General features: G+C 58.4%; 14 protein-coding genes and 1 pseudogene. 8 read left to right on the top strand and 7 right to left on the bottom strand.

The window, feature by feature from the left end:
• Positions 1-107: 107 nt before the first annotated feature.
• Complete coding sequence (locus tag AB4O25_RS22720; RefSeq protein ID WP_065877298.1) at positions 108-1,244, bottom strand: acyl-CoA dehydrogenase family protein; 1,137 nt, start codon at positions 1,242-1,244, stop codon at positions 108-110.
• A gap of 220 nt (positions 1,245-1,464) precedes the next feature.
• On the opposite strand from AB4O25_RS22720, the gene AB4O25_RS22715 reads away from it, so the two are divergent.
• Entirely contained in the window at positions 1,465-2,385 is a 921-nt protein-coding gene (locus tag AB4O25_RS22715; protein ID WP_175404191.1) for a GlxA family transcriptional regulator, read from the top strand.
• A gap of 135 nt (positions 2,386-2,520) precedes the next feature.
• Here AB4O25_RS22715 and zapE read toward each other — a convergent pair.
• From zapE to AB4O25_RS22700, 3 genes and pseudogenes are all read right to left on the bottom strand, one after another.
• Positions 2,521-3,614: pseudogene (zapE, locus tag AB4O25_RS22710) on the bottom strand (cell division protein ZapE).
• A gap of 79 nt (positions 3,615-3,693) precedes the next feature.
• Complete coding sequence (locus AB4O25_RS22705) at positions 3,694-5,049, bottom strand: tryptophan--tRNA ligase (protein ID WP_017530122.1); 1,356 nt, start codon at positions 5,047-5,049, stop codon at positions 3,694-3,696.
• A gap of 25 nt (positions 5,050-5,074) precedes the next feature.
• Positions 5,075-5,704 (bottom strand): alpha/beta hydrolase, encoded by a 630-nt coding sequence (locus AB4O25_RS22700; RefSeq protein ID WP_116078465.1) that lies wholly within the window; start codon positions 5,702-5,704, stop codon positions 5,075-5,077.
• Between the two features lie 146 nt (positions 5,705-5,850).
• Here AB4O25_RS22700 and AB4O25_RS22695 point away from each other — a divergent pair, with 146 nt between their 5' ends.
• Positions 5,851-6,288, top strand: coding sequence for a Z-ring associated ZapG family protein (locus AB4O25_RS22695; RefSeq protein WP_460131506.1), 438 nt, complete (start codon positions 5,851-5,853; stop codon positions 6,286-6,288).
• 61 nt (positions 6,289-6,349) lie between these two features.
• Here AB4O25_RS22695 and AB4O25_RS22690 read toward each other — a convergent pair whose 3' ends face one another.
• The 3 genes from AB4O25_RS22690 to AB4O25_RS22680 form a co-directional block, all read right to left on the bottom strand.
• Complete coding sequence (locus AB4O25_RS22690) at positions 6,350-8,074, bottom strand: ABC transporter ATP-binding protein/permease (RefSeq protein WP_460149994.1); 1,725 nt, start codon at positions 8,072-8,074, stop codon at positions 6,350-6,352.
• Between the two features lie 100 nt (positions 8,075-8,174).
• The gene (locus AB4O25_RS22685) at positions 8,175-8,735 is read right to left on the bottom strand and encodes a response regulator transcription factor (protein WP_003171731.1); all 561 of its coding nucleotides are present in this window, start codon (positions 8,733-8,735) and stop codon (positions 8,175-8,177) included.
• Positions 8,728-9,990 (bottom strand): ATP-binding protein, encoded by a 1,263-nt coding sequence (locus tag AB4O25_RS22680; protein ID WP_017530125.1) that lies wholly within the window; start codon positions 9,988-9,990, stop codon positions 8,728-8,730. Before AB4O25_RS22680 ends, AB4O25_RS22685 begins: the two co-directional genes overlap by 8 nt.
• 204 nt (positions 9,991-10,194) lie before the next feature.
• On the opposite strand from AB4O25_RS22680, the gene AB4O25_RS22675 reads away from it, so the two are divergent.
• The 6 genes from AB4O25_RS22675 (at position 10,195) to AB4O25_RS22650 (ending at position 19,337) form a co-directional block, all read left to right on the top strand.
• Positions 10,195-10,905 carry an SIMPL domain-containing protein gene (locus AB4O25_RS22675; RefSeq protein WP_065877300.1) on the top strand — a complete coding sequence of 237 codons (711 nt, stop codon included), beginning with the start codon at positions 10,195-10,197 and terminating at the stop codon, positions 10,903-10,905.
• Between the two features lie 238 nt (positions 10,906-11,143).
• The gene (locus tag AB4O25_RS22670; RefSeq protein ID WP_460149993.1) at positions 11,144-13,087 is read left to right on the top strand and encodes a hypothetical protein; all 1,944 of its coding nucleotides are present in this window, start codon (positions 11,144-11,146) and stop codon (positions 13,085-13,087) included.
• Positions 13,042-13,845 (top strand): hypothetical protein, encoded by an 804-nt coding sequence (locus AB4O25_RS22665; RefSeq protein WP_460149992.1) that lies wholly within the window; start codon positions 13,042-13,044, stop codon positions 13,843-13,845. The genes AB4O25_RS22670 and AB4O25_RS22665 overlap by 46 nt, the downstream gene beginning before the upstream one ends.
• A 94-nt stretch (positions 13,846-13,939) precedes the next feature.
• Complete coding sequence (locus AB4O25_RS22660; RefSeq protein ID WP_017530128.1) at positions 13,940-15,541, top strand: ABC transporter substrate-binding protein; 1,602 nt, start codon at positions 13,940-13,942, stop codon at positions 15,539-15,541.
• A gap of 258 nt (positions 15,542-15,799) precedes the next feature.
• Complete coding sequence (locus AB4O25_RS22655; protein ID WP_017530129.1) at positions 15,800-17,428, top strand: ABC transporter substrate-binding protein; 1,629 nt, start codon at positions 15,800-15,802, stop codon at positions 17,426-17,428.
• Between the two features lie 364 nt (positions 17,429-17,792).
• Entirely contained in the window at positions 17,793-19,337 is a 1,545-nt protein-coding gene (locus AB4O25_RS22650) for an ABC transporter substrate-binding protein (RefSeq protein WP_370737714.1), read from the top strand.
• Positions 19,338-19,443: the final 106 nt, after the last annotated feature.

Below are 19,443 nucleotides of genomic sequence, written 5' to 3'. Positions count from 1 at the left end.
TGATCTTTAGGCCGCCATCGGGAGCAAGCCCCCACATTTGACTGGGTTCACACATTCAAGTGTGGAAGGGGCTTGCCCCGATGAGGCCCAAACAAACACCAGATTACTCAAAGCGCCCGCGCAATAATCTCTTTCATGATCTCGTTGGTCCCCGCATAAATTCGCTGCACCCGCGCATCCGCCCACGCCCGCGCGATCGGGTATTCCCACATGAAGCCGTAGCCACCGTGCAACTGCACGCATTCATCCAGCACCTTGCACTGCAGGTCAGTGGCCCAGTACTTGGCCATCGCCGCCGTGGGCACGTCCAGCTTGCCTTCCAGGTGCAACGCCATGCACTGGTCGACGAATACACGACCGATTTGAATCTCGGTGGCCATCTCGGCCAGCTTGAAGCGTGTGTTCTGGAAATCGGCAATCGCCTTGCCGAACGCCTTGCGTTCGCGGGTGTATTCCAAGGTCCATTGCAACGCCGCCTCGGCGGATGACAAGGCCCCGATCGCCACCGTCAAACGTTCTTGAGGCAACTCCTGCATCAAATACGCGAAGCCCATTCCGGCCTGGCCTAGCAGGTTTTCCCTGGGCACGCGCACATCCTGGAAGAACAGCTCCGAGGTGTCCTGAGCCTTCATGCCCACCTTCTCCAGCCGCTTGCCCTTGGCGAAGCCCGGCGTATCGGCCTCCACCAGAAACAGGCTGGTGCCCTTGGCGCCCGCCTTGGGATCGGTCTTGGCCACCACGATCACAAGGTCGGCAAGATAGCCGTTGGTAATGAACGTCTTGGAGCCGTTGATTACATACTCATCGCCCTCCAACACGGCGCTGGTCTTGACCCCTTGCAGGTCGGAGCCGGCCCCCGGCTCGGTCATGGCGATAGCGGTGACCATTTCGCCGGCGATCAATTTGGGTAGGTATTTGTGTTTCAGCGCCTCACTGCCGTAATGCAGGATGTACGGCGCGACGATATCCGAATGCAGGGAAAAACCGATGCCGGTCAGGCCCAGCCGGCTGATCTCCTCGATCACCACCGCACTGTAGAGAAAGTCCGCCCCCAGGCCACCGTATTCCTCCGGCAGATGGGAACACAGCATTCCGGCCTCCCCCGCCTTGCGCCACAGATCGCGGTCGATGAAACCCTGCTTTTCCCATTGCCCATGGAAAGGAGCAGCGTCTTTTTCGAGGAAAGTGCGCACGCTTTCGCGGAAGAGCTCGTGTTCCGGAGTGAACAAAGTTCTGGGAATCATGGGTCACCTGCATGGATTGTCGGACAAAGATCAGCTTACAGAGCCTATGCCGCGAAAGGCTCACGGGACACTGGACACATGCGACAAAAAATAAGACGATCCAGCCGTCTGGTGACCACTTTCCCCTATAAGAATAAATGAAATTATGTCTAACCAAATCTCCACGCCCCTGCGGCGCGTCAGCATTTTGGCCATTGATCGGGTATTCGCTTCAACCCTCATGCAAGCCAAGGATTTCTTCCACCTCGCCAGCCTGCGCTATGGCAAACAGCAAGGCCTGGGCCTGACGCCAGCATTCGCAACGCGCCTGGTCAGCCCCGACGGGCAATCGGTGTGCAGCTTCAGTGATGTGATCATGCCCGTGGATGGCGGCCTGGAAGATGCGGACATCATCGTCCTGCCAGCCTTCTGGGATGACTTCGATGCCCTCTGCACGCGCTACCCGCAAGTGCTGCCATGGTTGCGCGAACAACATGCGCGCGGCGCCGTGCTCTGCGGTGAAGCCACCGGGGTGTTCTGGCTGGCCGAAGCCGGGTTGCTCGATGGCAAGGAGGCGACCACCTATTGGCGCTTCTTCAATGCCTTCAGCGAACGCTTTCCCAAGGTCCAGCTCAACCAGGACAAGCACCTCACGGACGCCGATAACCTGTATTGCGCCGGCGGCACTACCTCAGCGTGCGACCTCTATATTTACCTGATCGAGCGCTTCTGCGGCGCCAACATTGCCCAGGCCGTGGCCCGCGACATTCTGTATGAAGTGCAACGCAGCTATGCGCCGGGGCGTATCGGTTTTGGCGGGCAGAAACTTCACCAGGACGTGATCATCCTGCAGATCCAGCACTGGCTCGAAGAGCACTTTGCCGACAAATTCCGCTTCGAGGATGTCGCCCGCGAACACGGCATGAGCATCCGCAACTTCATGCGCCGCTTCCAGACCGCCACCGGCGACAAGCCGTTGCACTACCTGCAACGCCTGCGAATCGAGACGGCCAAAGGCCTGCTCTCGGGCAGCCGTAAGAGCATCAAGACCATCAGTTATGAGGTGGGTTACGACGACGCGAGTTTCTTTGCGCGGCTGTTCAGGCAGCACACCGAATTGTCGCCGAACCAGTATCGCCAGCAATTCCAGCAGGCGGCATAACCCCAGCCAACAAACACAGTAAAAAAATGTGGGAGGGGGCTTGCTCCCGATAGCGGTGGGTCAGTCCACATCTTCAGTGACTGACATTCTGCTATCGGGAGCAAGCCCCCTCCCACATTCTGATTTGTGTTGCTTTTAAGGCTTGTGCCCGCGCGACAGGAACTCGTGGGACTGCATCTCCAGCAAGCGGCTCAGGGTGCGCTGGAACTCGAAGTTCAAACGGCCACCGGTGTACAGATCCTTAAGCTCAACTTCCGCCGAGATGATCAGCTTGACGTTGCGGTCGTAGAATTCGTCGACCATGTTGATAAAACGCCGCGCGATATCGTCAGTAGTGACACTCATCTGCTCCACGCCACTCAAGATCACCGCATGGAAGATCTTGCCCAGTTCGATGTAGTCGTTCTGGCTACGCGGGCCGTCGCACAGTTGGCGGAATTCGAACCAGGCCACGTCATCGCAGGTACGCAGGGCGATGATCTCGCGGTTCTCGATCATCAACTTGTCGTTTTCCACCGCCTGGGTGCATTCCGGTGTCAGCGCGCGGAAGCTTTTTTCAAGCTTTCATGGGCCGCTTCGTTCAGCGGGAAGTGGAACAGCTCCGCTTGCTCCAGGTGACGCAGGCGGTAGTCGACGCCGCTGTCGACGTTGACGATCTCGGTGTGCTGCTTGATCAACGCGATGGCCGGCAGGAAGCGCGCGCGTTGCAGGCCGTCCTTGTACAGGCCGTCGGGCACGATGTTCGAGGTGGCCACCAGGGTCACGCCATTTTTGAACAGCTCTTCCATCAGGGTGCCGAGGATCATGGCGTCGGTGATGTCAGAGACAAAGAACTCATCGAAGCAGATCACCCGCGCCTCGTCGGAGAAGCGCTTGGCGATGATAGTCAGCGGGTTTTTCTCGCCCGGCAGGGTTTTCATCTCTTCATGCACGCGCTTCATGAAGCGGTGGAAGTGAGTGCGGACCTTTTCCTTGAACGGCAGTGCTTCGAAGAAGGTATCGACCAGGTAGGTCTTGCCGCGTCCCACGCCGCCCCAGAAGTACAGGCCCTTGACCGGTGCGCGGTCTTTCTTGCCAAACAGCTTGCCGAGCATCCCTGGCTTGCTTTGCGAGGCCGCGAGCAGGTCGTCGTAGAGGCGCTGCAAATGACGCACCGCCGTTTCCTGGGCCGCGTCATGGAAGAACTCAGGGCGTTTCAGATCAGCTTGATATCGTTCTAGGGGCGTCATAATTTCGTTAGCAAGGCAACAAAAACGGGCCGTCACTGTAACGACGGCCCCGGATAATGGCAATCAACCCTTGGTCGGGTTAATCCTCGAGTGGCGTCAACGCAGTGCGCAAAGCCTCAATGCCGGCATCACGTGATGCACCGTCGGCGAACTCGGCGCCGTCGGCGACCACGGCGCCGTCCAGCCAGACGCTAAAACTCAGAGCTTCGGGGCGTACATCCAAAGCGTCGCCGCTTTGCAGTTGCTTGGTCACCGCGCCCGCCGCTTTGCCGTCGGCAAAATTGCGTGACAGCAGCAATTGCTCGCCATCGGCAGCCAACAGGCGGAAGCGAAAGCTGCCGTCGTCTTCGCGAAAGCTCACAAAGCGCGCCGCTTTCGCAGCTTTCTTTTTGCTGGCGACCGGCGCTGCCGCCTGGTTGACGAACGAACGCAGGCCCACCGCTTCACGCAGCTCGGCCAGGAACGGCGCCGCCACGGCACGGGCTTTTTTGGCGCCTACCAGCAAGAGGTCTTCCATGTCCGATGGGCGCGACATCAACTGGTGGTAACGCTCGCGAGCTTCGCCCAGTTGGCCGTCGAGCAGTTGGAACAGACGGTTCTTCGCCTCGCCCCAGCCCAGACCTTGCAGGAGTTCGGCGCGGAACGCCTCTTCCTGGGCCTTGCTGGCAAACGCCTGGTACAGGGTGAACAGGTGTGAGTTATCCGGGTCCTTGGCTTCGCCAGGGGCGCGCGAGTCGGTGACGATCCGCGAGATGGCGTCCTTCATGTCCTTGGCGCTGGTGAACAACGGGATGGTGTTGTCGTAGCTCTTGGACATCTTGCGGCCATCCAGGCCCGGCAAAGTGGCGACGCTTTCTTCGATCAACGCCTCAGGCATGGTGAAGAATTCTTTGCCGTTGCCGAACAGGTGGTTGAAACGCTGGCCGATGTCGCGCGCCATTTCCACGTGCTGGATCTGGTCGCGGCCGACCGGCACTTTGTGCGCGTTGAACATCAGAATGTCCGCCGCCATCAGCACCGGGTAGCTGTACAGCCCCATGGTGATGCCCGCGTCCGGGTCTTCGCCGGTTTCCACGTTCTTGTCCACCGAGGCCTTGTAGGCGTGCGCGCGGTTGAGCAAGCCTTTGGCGGCCACACAGGTCAGCAACCAGGTCAGTTCGGGAATTTCCGGAATGTCGGACTGGCGATAGAACGTTACACGGTTCACATCCAGGCCACCGGCCAGCCAGGTCGCGGCGATTTCCATACGCGAGCGCTGGATGCGCTGCGGGTCATCGCATTTGATCAGGGCGTGGTAGTCGGCCAGGAAGTAGAAGGAATCGGCATTTGCGTCCTGGCTGGCAAGAATCGCGGGGCGGATCGCGCCGGCGTAGTTGCCCAGGTGCGGCGTGCCGGTGGTGGTGATGCCGGTGAGGATACGGGTACGCGTCGTCATGGGTTTATCGCTTATCAGACTGCTATCAATTCGAGAGGCGCGGCAGCACCAGATCCTTCAGATCGGTGAGCTTGCCATGAAAAAAGTGCCCGCATTCTGCCACTTTCAGCAGCTCATGGGGGCGTTTCAAGGCGCCGGACCAGTCGTAGACGAGTTGCGGGTCGACCACTTCGTCGGTTTCGGGCTGGATCAGGGTCAATGGGCAGCCTTGGGGCAGTACATCCGTATCACGCAGGCGCATCACGGCGGCGGCGACCATGAACAGGTGCGCGAGTTTTTCGCCCTTGGCTTCCAGACGGCCACCGAGGCTGGCGGCCACGTAGCCACCAAAGGAAAACCCGAGCAAGGTGATCGGCAGGTCGGGGTGTTTTTCACGCAGCCAGATGACGGCCGCTTCGGCATCGTCGACTTCACCGGTGCTCATGTCATGCGTACCGGCACTGGCGCCGACGCCACGGTAATTAAAACGTAACGTAATCAAACCGGCATCGCGAGCCGTGCGTTGCAGGGTCGACACAACTTTATTGAGCATGGTCCCGCCCTGCACCGGGTTAGGGTGGCAGACCAGCGCCAGGCCACGTGGTTCGGGGTGGTCGAGGTACAAGGCTTCCAGTTGGCCCACCGGGCCATCGATCAAAACGGGGGTTTCACGCATGAGCAAGGATGAACTCCGTGACCTCTCAAGGGGTCGACTCGTCTAGCTAAAAGTCTGTGCATGGCATCATTGCGAGCTTAATCGCGGTATACAGCGCAGGTTTGAGCCGTTAACGTAAAGCAAAGCCGTTTATAGAGGAAGGACTCGTGGAACACTCGCTCTTAGTTTGGTTGTTGCCGACTCTTGCCCTGGTTGCCGGTGTCGCCATTGGATTCCTGGTTGCTCGCCTGCTGCCGAATGCCGCGCCTAACCGCACGCAGCGTCAGTTGGATGACATTCAGGAACGTTTTGACAGTTATCAGAACGAGGTTGTTACCCACTTCAACAGCACCGCGACCCTGGTCAAGAAGCTCACCCAGAGCTATCAGGACGTACAGGATCACCTCGCCGATGGCGCCAATCGCCTGGCCCTCGATGACATTACCCGTCAGCGCCTGCTGGCCGCGTTGCATTCCGATGCACCGCAAACGCCACGCGAGCGTCTGACCCCGCCCCGGGAAAACCAGGAACCGCCACGGGACTACGCGCCAAAAACGCCAAACGCCCCGGGCATGCTGGATGAGCATTACGGCTTGAAGAAGTAAGTCGCTTCAAGCAATCAAAAAGCCCGGCTGATCGATGATCAGCCGGGCTTTTTGTTGAGCCTCAGGCCACAGGCTGCTCCTGCAACCACCCACCCTCGATGCGCACATGCCGCCCATGGAAACGCTTGAGGCTGCTGCGGTGCCCGACACTGACGATGCTAAGGCCCGGCAGCTCATCGATCAGTGCCTGATACAACGTCGCCTCATCCTCCTCGTCCATGGCCGAGGTGGCTTCGTCCATGTACAGCCATTGCGGCGCGAACAACAATGCGCGGGCAAAGGCCAGGCGTTGTTGCTCACCCGGCGAGAGCATGCGTTGCCAGTGGTTGGCCTCATCGAGACGCCCCACCAGGTGCGCCAAGCGGCAGGTCTCCAGGACCTGTGCATAACGTTGCGCCGGGTACACGCTCTCGTCTTGTGGATAACTTAATACTGCCGCCAACGTGCCAATCGGCAGGTACGGCTTCTGCGGCAGGAACAGGTAACGCGCCGCCGGCAGGCGAATGCTGCCGTGGCCCGCCGGCCACAGGTGGCCCATTGCACGCAGCAAGGTGCTTTTGCCGCTGCCGGAGCGGCCACTGAGCATCAGGCGCTGGCCCGGCTCGACGATCATGTTGGCGTCGGTAAGCAAGTGACGGCCATCGGACAGGTTCATGCCCAACCCCTGCACCACCAGGCGCTCGCCTTGCGCACTCACATCGATGGCCGCCGGGCGTTGCTCGTTGTCAGTCATGGCCTGTTGAAAACTCAATAGACGGTCGCTGGTAGCGCGCCAGCCGGCGAGGTCGGAATACGCGCTGATAAACCAGCTGAAGTTGCCCTGCACGTTGCCGAATGCGGAGTTGATTTGCATCAACTCGCCCAGCTCGATCTTGCCGGCGAAATACCGCGGCGCCGCGACGATAAACGCAAAGATGATTGCAATCTGCTCATAGCCGGCGGTGAAAAACGTCAAACGCTTGGACACTTTCATGATGTCCCAATAGTTATGCCAGACCTTGCCGAACCGCGCGCTCAGACGCTGCGTCTCGTTAGGCTCGCCGTTGTACAGGGCGATGCTTTCGGCACTCTCCCGCACCCGCACCATGGAGAAACGCAGGTCCGCTTCGAAACGTTGTTGCTGGTTACTCAAGCCGATCAAACGACGCCCGATCAGGTGCGTCAGCCAACTGCCGACAGCGGCGTAGAGCAACGCGCACCAAAACATATAGCCGGGAATGGTGATGCCGAACACATCAATGCTGCCCGACACGCCCCACAAAATCACCGAAAACGACACCAGGCTGACGACATTGCGCAACAGCCCAAGGCCCAGGCTCAGGGTGTTGGAAGTAAAGCTGTTGAGGTCTTCGGAGATCCGCTGGTCCGGGTTATCGGTGTAGCCGCCCTGCTCCAACTGGTAGTAATTTTTGTCGCCCAGCCAACGTGCAAAGTGCTTGTCGGTAAGCCACGCACGCCAGCGAATAGTCAGCATCTGGGTCAGGTAGAGGCGGTACACCGCGCCCAGAATCGCCACCGTGGCGATACCGCAGAAATAGACGATCTGCTGCCAGAACGCAGCGGTGTCCTTTTTCTCCAGGGCGTTGTAGAAGTCCTTGTACCAATGGTTGAGCCACACCGAAATGGCGACGCTGAACAGCGACAAACCAATCACCACGGCCAGCAGCAGCCAGGCCTTGCCCTTCTCTTCACTGCGCCAGTAAGGCGTGATCATCGCCCAGGTTCGGCGCAAGAATTGCCCACGCACTGCGTCATTGACCGCGGAGTACTCAGCGTTCTGATTCATCGTTCAGGCTCGGTAGGAAAGAAGTGACAGGCGTTTGAACCGATCATAATTGATCGGTTCAGGGCTCCGTGCGGCCTGAAGCGGGTCGTTCAGCCTAGGTTCAGCGTCGTACCGGACGTTTTTGCAACTTGCGTTGCAGGGTGCGGCGGTGCATGCCCAGGGCGCGGGCGGTGGCGGAGATATTGCCTTCGTGTTCGGTCAGCACGCGCTGGATGTGTTCCCACTGCAAGCGGTCTACCGACATTGGGTTTTCCGGCACCAGGGTGTCGAGATCGGCGTGCTCGGAAAGCAAGGCGGCCAGTACATCATCGGCATCCGCCGGTTTGCACAGGTAGTTGCAGGCGCCGCGCTTGATAGCCTCGACGGCGGTGGCAATGCTGGAGTAACCGGTGAGGATCACCACGCGCATTTCCGGGTCCAGTTCCAACAACTTGGGCAGCAGCACCAGGCCGGAATCGCCGTCCATTTTCAGGTCGAGCGCGGCGTAGTCCGGCAGGTCGGCCTGGGCGATGGTCAGGCCTTCTTCGGCGGAACCGGCGGTGCTTACACGGAAACCGCGACGGCTCATGGCGCGCGCCATCACGCGGGTAAAAGTGGCGTCGTCATCTACCAGCAACAGGTGCGGCAGTTCTTCGCCTTCGACTTGGATCTCGTCACTCATCGATATCTCCTCGTGCGACACGGGGCAGGCGCAGCTCGGTGAGCGTGCCACCTTCCTCATGACTATAGAGCTTCACTGAGCCGCCCGCGCGGGTCACGCTGGCCTTGCTCAAAAACAGGCCCAGGCCGAAACCTTTGCCCTTGGTGGTAAAGAACGGCTTGCCGATCTGCTCGGCAATGGCCAGCGGCACGCCGGCACCGTGGTCGCGAATGCTGATGGTCACGTTTTCCATATCCCAGTCCAACTGCACGCCCAGGCCTTCGGGGCAAGCGTCGGCGGCATTGTTGAGCAGGTTGAGCAGCGCCTGGGTCAGGTCCGGCGGCGGTGCCATGCGCGGCACGGTACCCTGCCCCAGCAGATGGAAGCGGTAGCTGGCCTCGGGACGCATCAGGTGCCAGCGGTTCAGGGCCTCATCGAGCCAGTGGGTGACGTCCTGCATCTCCACCGCCAGGCGGCGATTGGCTTCGGCGGCACGCACCAGTTGCTGCAAGGTTTGCTTGCATTGCTTGACCTGCTCGCGCAATACGCCGAGATCTTCTTGCAGGACGGGGTCGTGGTGGTCCTGCGTCATTTCGTTGAGCAAAACGCTCATGGTGGCCAGCGGCGTGCCCAACTCGTGAGCGGCACCCGCGGCCTGGGTGGCGACGGCCAGCAGTTGCTGGTCACGCAGCCCCTCTTCACGGCGGATAGCGCGCAGTTCTTCCTGGCGGCGCAGCTCTTCGGCCATGCGCGCGGCAAAAAAAGTGATCACGGCGGCGGACAACGCAAAACTCAACCACATCCCATAGATCTGCAGGTTTTCTCGGGCGATGGGAAACGTCTGCAACGGATAGAACTGGGCCAACAACAAGGTATACAAGGTCAGCGCGATGCCCGACAGCACCACCGAATAGCGCCACGGCAACGTCACCGCAGCGATGGTCAGCGGCACCAGGTAATACGAAACGAACGGGTTGGTGGAACCACCGGAGAAATACAGCAACACACTGTGGATAAATAAGTCGCAGGCCAATTGCAGGGCATATTCCAACTCGGTCACCGGCCAGGTGGTGCGCAACCGGATCGCGGTAAACACGCAAAGCACAGTGGAGAACCCGAGGGTCACGCCCAGTGGCAGCCAGGGCAGCGGCAGCAGGTCGAACCAATAGGCAAGCCCCACCGAACCGGCCTGTGCGGCCAGTACCAGGGTACGAATGAACGTCAGGCGCCAGAGGTTCTGGCGGGTGGCGGAAGTCAGTTTTACGGCGGCGAGCATGAGCTCTCCCGGTGGGCGCTGCTAGCAGATCGGCAGGAGTATAAACGAAGCAGGCCTGCCGGCACGGCGTGTGTGGCTCTTTGCCGCAGGCCACCCAAATGACCGCTCGTCGCCGCCCAGACAATTTGTAGCTGATGTGTAAACCCGAAGAACCCGACGTTACCGTCTACAGTCATACCGATACGAACCGCCCAAGGAGCTTCCATGTCACGTTTCACTCGCAATGCAGCCATCATCACCCTCAGCGTCGGCACCCTGGCCAGCGTTCCGGCACAGGCTGGCGATGACCTTCATTACAACCAGATCTCCCTGCGCGCCGAAGCCAGCCAGGAAGTGGCCCGCGACAAGATGATCGTCACCCTCTACACCGAGTCCCAGAACGCCGACCCGGCCAAGCTCGCCGCCGAAATCACCACCACTCTCAACAAGGCCCTGGGCCAGGCCCGCGAAGTCAAGGCCGTGACCCTGCGCCAGGGCAGCCGTAACAGCTACCCGATCTACGACAACAAGAACCAAAAGATCACCGGCTGGCGTGAGCGCGCCGAACTGCGCCTCGAAAGCGCGGATTTCCCGGCGTTGTCCAAACTCACCGGCGAACTGCTTAACACCCTGAAAATGCAAAACATGGATTTCGCCATCGCCGACGCCACGCGCAAAGCCAGCGAAGATGCCCTGCTCAAGGACGCAGTCACTGCATTCAAAGCCCGTGCGCAACTGGCCACCGACGCGCTGGGCGGCAAGGGCTACAAGATCGTCAACTTGAACTTCAATACCAATGGCTACCCACAACCTTACGCCCGTGGCGCGATGATGATGAAAGCGGCGGCCATGGAGGACTCGGCGATCCCTGAGGTCGAGGCCGGTACCAGCCAGGTCACGATGTCTGCCGATGGTGTGATCGAAGTTATTCAGTAGTTTTTTATCGGCTGTGCAATCGCAACGTTTGGTCATTAATTGCGACGTTTATGCGGGAATCCTGGCGGCGGTTTTCAACACATACATACAGTCCCGCCTGACAAGGAGCGTGCAGCGGGTATGTATTCAGATCACCGCCGAGGAGCACCCACATGACTATCCGCCCCACACACCGCTTGCGACCCGCCGACTCAAAAAACCATCGTGTTTCAAACGCTCCGACAATAAGGAACCGAGGATGAATATAAATCCGAGTCCTTATGTGGTCGGCGCCCATTCACCCGCGCATAGCCGCCCTCCTCGATCGATTGATGAATCAGCCTCTGCCGATAACCAGCTGCCGGGCCAGGTAAATAGTGCAGAGGACAAAACGATCGGGCTTGGGCAAAAGCCGCCTCCAACGCCTCGGCACACAGCTGAATCGGCCCCCTACAACGCCACGATTTACGGTTCGAACACCGCGATGGCGCTGGATGCGAGCGTGTCCATTCATCAGCGGGAGCAGCGTATCGGTGCTTATGCCGATCGCGTAAAAACGCAGATCCGGAATATAGAAAGCGGCAGCGAAGGCGAAAGAAACGTTAAGTTCCAACGCGCACGCCAGTTCATGGAACCCGCAGGGTACTTCAGCGGGGGGTTATTGGCTGCGGGGGTCGACCCGCACGAAAAGATCACAGTGACATTTACTTCCTATACGGGCTTGGGCAAACCAGAACATCTTACCGACACCGAAAAGCGTACTTATTTTGCTTGGGAAATCGCAGCGGGTGCGTTTGCTCACGACAAAGTAGAACGCGGCGGCCCGCTCAATTTTCATTTTATGGAAATCGACGAAATAGACCGGGGCAAGGTCAACGATCTGGAAACCATCGGTAAGAAACTTCAAGATCATTGGGAAAAAGAGATAGCGACACCAATGCGGAACGCCTCGGGCGTCATTGCGCGACGCTCAGGAAAATCGGATGCCTATGTATTAAAGGGCAGTTTACAAAGCCTCGCTAACAACAAGGACAGCTTTGAAAAGCTCAGTGCGCAAGCCCAAGCGGCAGTCAAGCGAACACTGGAGCAGAACGGCCAAGTTATCATTCCCAATATTTATGGCTACCCACTGACGGATTATGCATTTGTTCCTTATACGCCCTATGACGGCAATTACAGGAATAGGCCTAATCAAGGCCTGATGATCGACTTACGACATGGCGCCGCCCATGAAATACATGGCGATAAGGGTTTTGTCGATTGGGCTAAAAACAATCGCAACCACCTGCAACTCAGCTTCAATGCCAGTGACCGGCAAGGAGGCCATGACGCCCATTGGCCAAAGGCTGGCGAGGTTCTTGATAATTTAATCGCCGACAATCACACCACTTATCCTGGGTATCAAAACTTCCTCAAGGACCAGGCCATACCGATCCGGGAAACCTTTAATTACACCCGCGGGCGACACGCCGACTATCGGTTGAAATACGCCAACGTGGATAAAGTTGCCTCCCAATACCAGGCTCAGAACGCCAAAAACGCGGTATGGAACGACCAGACCGAGGTCTTTGGTTCTTCACAACAAAGCTGGAAGGCCGCAAAGGAATTTTGGGGCAATACCTTCGGCTACCTGCCCGTGGTTGGCAACGCCGGCAACATCGTCTTCGGCGTGCACGATGGCATCTATGGCATGACGGCCGAGGATCGCGTTGGCGGCAATGCCGCAGCCGTCATCTGCAGCCTGCAGCTGGTGCACGAGGTCGCAACCGCAGGGGCAGAGCGTGGCCTGGGCAGTGTCCCGGTGGCCCCCGACAACAGCGACTTCAGATGGCGGCTAAATCCGCAGACGAGCGATTTTGAACTGGCGCGCGTCCCCGAAACGTTGAACAACCGCGATCTGGCCTCAACCACACCCAAGGCAGCGCCTGATGTAGAACCCACCAACGAGCCCGCGCAATCCTTCCCGGGTATGCGGGAAATCGAGTTCAAGGATAAAAAATATTTCGTCGCTGATAAGCCTGATGCCAGCGACGGCGAGCATTACTTATTGCGCGTCAGGGACCCGGCTGACCCGTCGAAACTGGCGCACAGCGCAATTGTCGCCAAGCCTGACGAAGCCGGGGTCTGGCAACGACGAGGAATAGAGGGCGGCGGCATATGGCCTTGGAGTCGCGCACCTTCGAGCCCCCCACAGAGAACGTGAAGATTCAGCCACGGCTTTCCGACGGATTCGATGTACTGGGCGATCCCAAGACCAGCGGTGCCGATCGTTTTGACAAAGTCTTTAACTACAACAGCGATACCGTTTACGAGCAATCGATCAGCAACTTCAACGACGGGGACGTTCTTAAACGCAAGCTCAATGTTTCCTGGAGCGTTGCAGAGGACAACTTCGAGGTTTCTTCCAGCGAAAAAGCGCAGCACAACGAGCACAGTGAAACGCCCTACTCACAGAACTTTCTCAAGGATTTGAACCGTGACCGCTACACCGTCCAAATAAAGCAACCCGACGGTTACACCACGGTAAAACTGGACGCCTCGGGAAAAGCTGATGGTGAAACACTGGCCCTGCGACTCAAGCAATTTGAAAGTGCCATTCCCGACCCCCTCTTGCGCTCGCGCATCTCCGAAGTCGCGCATCAGGGCAGTGTCGCGCCCACAGCGGTCGAGTTGAAAATCAACCAATTACAGGAACATGTGGGATTTCGGGGCAAGGACACTCACTACATCATTACTTATGACCCACAAACACATACGGCCCAGGTCAAACTGGAGGCTGACATCAACTTACTCGACCTCGATAACGATGCGGCGCCCATACCCGATATGGAGGTCACCGCGCGTCGAACCTTCGATATCGCAGAAACCAATAAACTGAACGAAGACGCAAACCCTTACGCCATTAATAAAAAGGCACCGTTCACCCTGACGGCGTCGAGCATCGTCGATCTAAAACAGTAACCACGCCTTCCTGATACAACATAACGGCGGTAACCTCGGTGACCGCCGTTTTCGTTTGAGCAGCCTTTATATACCTGCCCTATCAGGAGTCTCCATGGACAGAATCGCGCTAAAACCGCTCCTCCTCGCCGCCGGGCTGCTGGCGTTCATGCCGATGGCCCACGCCGCCAGCACCCTGGTCTATTGCTCTGAAGCCAGCCCCGCCGGTTTCGACCCGAGCCAGTACACCAGCGGCACCGATTTTGATGCGTCGGCCGAAACCGTGTTCAACCGCCTGACCCAGTTCAAGCGCGGCGGCACCGAAGTCGAACCCGGCCTGGCGACACGCTGGGAGGTGTCCCAGGACGGCCTGGCATACACCTTCCACCTACGTGATGGCGTCAAGTTTCATACCACTGACTTCTTCACCCCTACCCGCGATTTCAATGCGGACGATGTGCTGTTCACTTTCAACCGCCTGCTGGATGCCGACAGCCCGTTCCGCAAGGCCTACCCGTCCGAATCGCCGTATTTCACCGACATGGGCTTGAACACTACGATCAAGAATGTCGAAAAACTCGACGACCACACCGTGCGTTTCAACCTGAATAACGTCGACGCCGCCTTCGTGCAAAACCTGGCCATGAGCTTCGCCTCGGTGCAATCGGCCGAATACGCCGCGCAATTACTCAAACAGGGCACGGCCTCGGACATCAATCAGAAGCCGGTGGGTACCGGGCCATTTGTGTTCAAGCGTTACCAGAAGGATTCGCAGATTCGTTACTCGGCCAATAAACAGTACTGGAAGCCCGAGGATGTGAAACTCGACAACCTGGTATTCGCCATCACCCCGGATGCGGCGTCGCGCCTGCAGAAACTCAAGGCCGGCGAATGCCAAGTCAGCGGCTACCCACGCCCCGCCGACATCGAGGTGATGAAACAGGACCCGAACCTGCGCGTGTTGCAGCAGGCCGGGTTCAACCTGGGCTTTTTGGCCTACAACGTCAATCGCCCGCCGCTGGACCAACTCAAGGTGCGCCAGGCACTGGACATGGCCATCGACAAGCCGGCAATCATCAAGGCCGTGTACCAAAGCGCCGGACAATTGGCGCAGAACGCCCTGCCACCGGCGCAGTGGTCTTATGACCCGACCATCAAGGACGCCCCATACGATCCGGCCAAGGCCCGGGCGCTACTAAAAGAAGCAGGGGTTGCACCGGGGACCACCATCAACCTATGGGCAATGACCGTACAACGCGCGTCCAACCCGAATGCGCGCATGTCGGCCCAGATGATCCAGCAGGATTGGGAAAAGATTGGCATCAAGGCCAATATCGTCAGTTATGAGTGGGGCGAATACATCAAGCGCGCCAAAAATGGCGAGCACGACACGATGATTTACGGCTGGACCGGCGATAACGGTGACCCGGATAACTGGCTCGGCGTGCTCTACAGTTGTGCCGCGGTCAAGGGCAGCAATTACGCCAAATGGTGTAACCCGGCGTACGACAAGCTGGTTCAGCAAGCCAAGCTGAGCAGTGACCGCGAGCAACGCATAAAGTGGTATCAACAGGCGCAAAAAATCCTTAAGGAACAGGTACCTATAACGCCTATTGCGAACTCGACGGTTTTCCAGCCCCTGCGCAAAGAAGTGAAAGATTTCAAGATCAGCCCCTTTGGGCTGACGCCGTTCTATGGCGTGAGTCTAGATAAGTAACAAACACGCACCAACCGAGTGCGCCAGACGCCTCGGCTGGGCTGTTTTAGTGCGCTGTTTGCACCTAAAAAACCCTCAAAATGTACGTAATTATGTCGAAACTTTCATAATTGCGACATTCCTGTACGTTCGTCCCACTCTTTGCGCCTTGCACCGGTTCAGCATCTTGCAATGGGTATGGCGCCTGCATAAGTATCCGCAGGCCGACTCACGAGGTCGCCCTCACCACCAAAAATGACAACAAATCATGAGGCCAACATGCTTAAACACGCAGTCCTTCCGTTATTAGTGAGCGCGGGCCTTATGGCCGCAGCCCCTTTTGCCCAAGCGGCAACTAACCTGGTGTTCTGCTCCGAAGGGAGCCCGGCCGGTTTCGATCCAGGCCAGTACACCACCGGAACAGACTTCGATGCCTCGGCCGAAACCATGTTCAACCGTCTGAGCCAGTTCGAACGTGGCGGCACCGCCGTTATTCCGGGCCTGGCCACCAGCTGGGACGTGTCCCCGGATGGCCTGACGTACACCTTCCACCTGCGCGAAGGCGTCAAGTTCCATACCACCCCGTACTTCAAGCCTACTCGTGAATTCTCGGCTGACGACGTACTGTTCACCTTCAACCGGATGATCAATAAAGACGATCCGTTCCGTAAGGCCTACCCCACCGAGTTCCCGTACTTCACGGACATGGGGATGGACACCAACATCAAGAACATCGAGAAAATCGACGAGCACACCGTCAAGTTCACCCTTGGCACCGTGGACGCAGCCTTCATCCAGAACCTGGCAATGAGCTTCGCGTCGATCCAGTCGGCTGAATATGCCGCCCAACTGTTGAAGAACGGCACGCCACAGGACATCAACCAGAAGCCGATCGGCACTGGCCCGTTCGTATTCAAGAGCTACCAGAAAGACTCGAACATTCGCTACACCGGCAACAAGGACTACTGGAACCCTGCCGATGTGAAGATCGACAACCTGATCTTCGCCATCACCACCGACCCGTCGGTGCGTATCCAGAAGCTCAAGAAAAACGAATGTCAGATCACCCTGTTCCCACGTCCGGCCGACCTGAAGGCGCTGGGCGAAGACAAGGACCTGAAACTGCCGCACCAGGCCGGTTTCAACCTCGGTTATGTGGCTTACAACGTGATGGACAAGGTCAAAGGCGACGACAAGCCCAACCCACTGGCTGACCTGCGCGTTCGCCAAGCGTTGGACATGGCGGTGAACAAGCAACAGATCATCGACTCCGTTTACCAAGGTGCGGGCCAGCTGGCGGTCAACGCCATGCCACCGACCCAGTGGTCCTACGACACCACCATCAAGGATGCCAAGTACGACCCGGAGAAAGCCAAGGCGCTGCTCAAGGAAGCCGGCATCAAGGAGGGCACCGAGATCGTGCTCTGGGCCATGCCGGTTCAGCGTCCGTACAACCCGAACGCCAAGCTGATGGCTGAGATGCTGCAGAACGACTGGTCCAAGATCGGCCTGAAGGTCAAGATCACCAGCTATGAGTGGGGCGAGTACATCAAGCGTTCCAAAGGCGGCGAGAACCAGGCCATGATCATTGGCTGGAGCGGCGACAATGGTGACCCGGACAACTGGCTGAACGTGCTGTTCGGCTGCGATTCGCTGAACGGCAACAACTTCTCCAAATGGTGCGACAAAAAATTCGATGGCATCGTGAAAGAAGCCAAGGCTACCTCGGATGTCGCCAAACGCACCGAGCTGTACAAGCAGGCGCAACATATCCTCAAAGATGCAGTCCCGATGACACCTATCGCGCACTCGACGGTGTATCAACCCATGCGCACGACCGTGCAGGACTTCAAGATCAGCCCGTTTGGCTTGAATTCCTTCTACGGCGTGAGCGTAAGCGGCAAGTAAGGACCACTGGCGGCGACGTTTCCTAACGTCGCCGTTATTGCATCCGCCAGGCCCGTATGAAACAGACCACGTTCGCAGTCGCTGCTTCCTACAGAAATGAACTGCGGTACGCGACTCCGTTGCCTACAGGGTCAATCCGATTTGGCGCATTTACTGCGAAGTCCTCGGCCCATAACGTCGTAGGACAGCAGAGGCTTCAATTTGGGAAAGGCACTTGCTGTGCGTGGGATCAGTGATGTCCTCCTGGCCGAAAGCCAGGCTGATTGCTCGCTGATGACAATTACAAACAAGGATCGGGATCGTCATGCGCCATACCACCGCTCTCTCCGCAATCTTTGCCACCAGCCTGCTGGCGGTGACCACCATGGGCCAAGCCGCCGACAAGAAGAGCCTGGTGTTCTGCTCCGAAGGCAGCCCGGCAGGCTTTGATACCGCGCAGTACACCACCGCCACCGACAACGATGCGGCCGAGCCGCTGTATAACCGCCTGGTCGAGTTTGAAAAAGGCGCGACCAACGTGATACCTGGCCTGGCGACCAAGTGGGATATTTCCGAAGACGGCCTGACCTACACCTTCCACCTGCGTGAAGGGGTGAAATTCCACAGCAACAAGGAGTTCAAGCCGACCCGGGACTTCAATGCCGACGACGTGCTGTTCACCTTCAACCGCATGCTGGACCCCGACCACCCGTTTCGTAAGGCCTACCCCACCGAGTTTCCGTACTTCAACGGGATGAGCCTGAACAAGAACATCGCCAAGGTCGAGAAGACCGACGCGCATACCGTGGTGATGACGCTGAACACGGTGGACGCCGCGTTCGTGCAGAACATCGCCATGAGCTTTGCGGCGATTCTTTCCGCCGAGTACGCCGAGCAGTTACTCAAGAGCGGCAAGCCCAGCGACATCAACCAAAAGCCGATCGGCACCGGCCCGTTCGTGTTCCAGCGCTACCAGAAAGACTCGCAGATCCGCTATGCGGGCAACAAACAGTACTGGGACCCGAGCCGGGTCCAACTCGATCAACTGATCTTCGCCATCAACACCGACGCCTCGGTGCGCGTGCAGAAACTCAAGGCCGGCGAATGCCAGGTGACCCTGCATCCGCGCCCGGCTGACGTCGATGCGCTCAAGGCCGACCCCAACCTGCAATTGCTGACCAAGCCGGGCTTTAACCTCGGTTACATCGCCTACAACGTGCGCCACAAGCCGTTCGATCAGCTCGAAGTGCGCCAGGCGCTGGACATGGCGGTGAACAAGCAGAGCATCCTGAACGCCGTGTACCAGGGCGCGGGGCAGTTGGCGGTCAACGCCATGCCGCCGACCCAGTGGTCCTACGACGACACCATCAAGGACGCCGCCTACAACCCGGAAAAAGCCAAGGAACTGCTCAAGGCCGCCGGCGTGAAGGAAGGCACCGAGATCACCCTGTGGGCGATGCCGGTACAACGTCCGTATAACCCCAACGCCAAGCTGATGGCCGAAATGCTACAGAACGATTGGGCCAAGATCGGCCTGAAAGTGAAGATCGTCAGCTACGAGTGGGGCGAATACATCAAGCGCACCAAAAATGGTGAGCACGATGTCAGCCTGATCGGCTGGACCGGCGACAACGGTGACCCGGACAACTGGCTGGGCACCCTCTACAGCTGCGACGCCATCGGCGGGAACAACTACTCCATGTGGTGTGACCCGGCGTACGACAAGCTGATCAAGCAAGCCAAGGTCGTCACCGACCGTGAACAACGGACTGCTCTGTACAAACAGGCGCAGCAATTGCTCAAGCAGCAAGTGCCGATCACGCCTGTCGCCCACTCGACGGTCAACCAGCCGTTAAGCGCCAAAGTCGAAGGCTTCAAGGTAAGCCCCTTCGGCCGCAACGTGTTCTCGGGCGTCAGTATCACCCCATAAGAAAATAACCGGATGACAGCAGAGCCAAACGGCTCTGCGGCAAACGTGCAGCCTTTTATTGGGATTTTTCCTACAGCAAACGTTTGCAATAGCTTGAACGAGTTAC

It is taken from the genome of Pseudomonas sp. S3_A03, from assembly GCF_054668275.1.
This window is presented reverse-complemented; position numbering and strand designations above follow the sequence as displayed.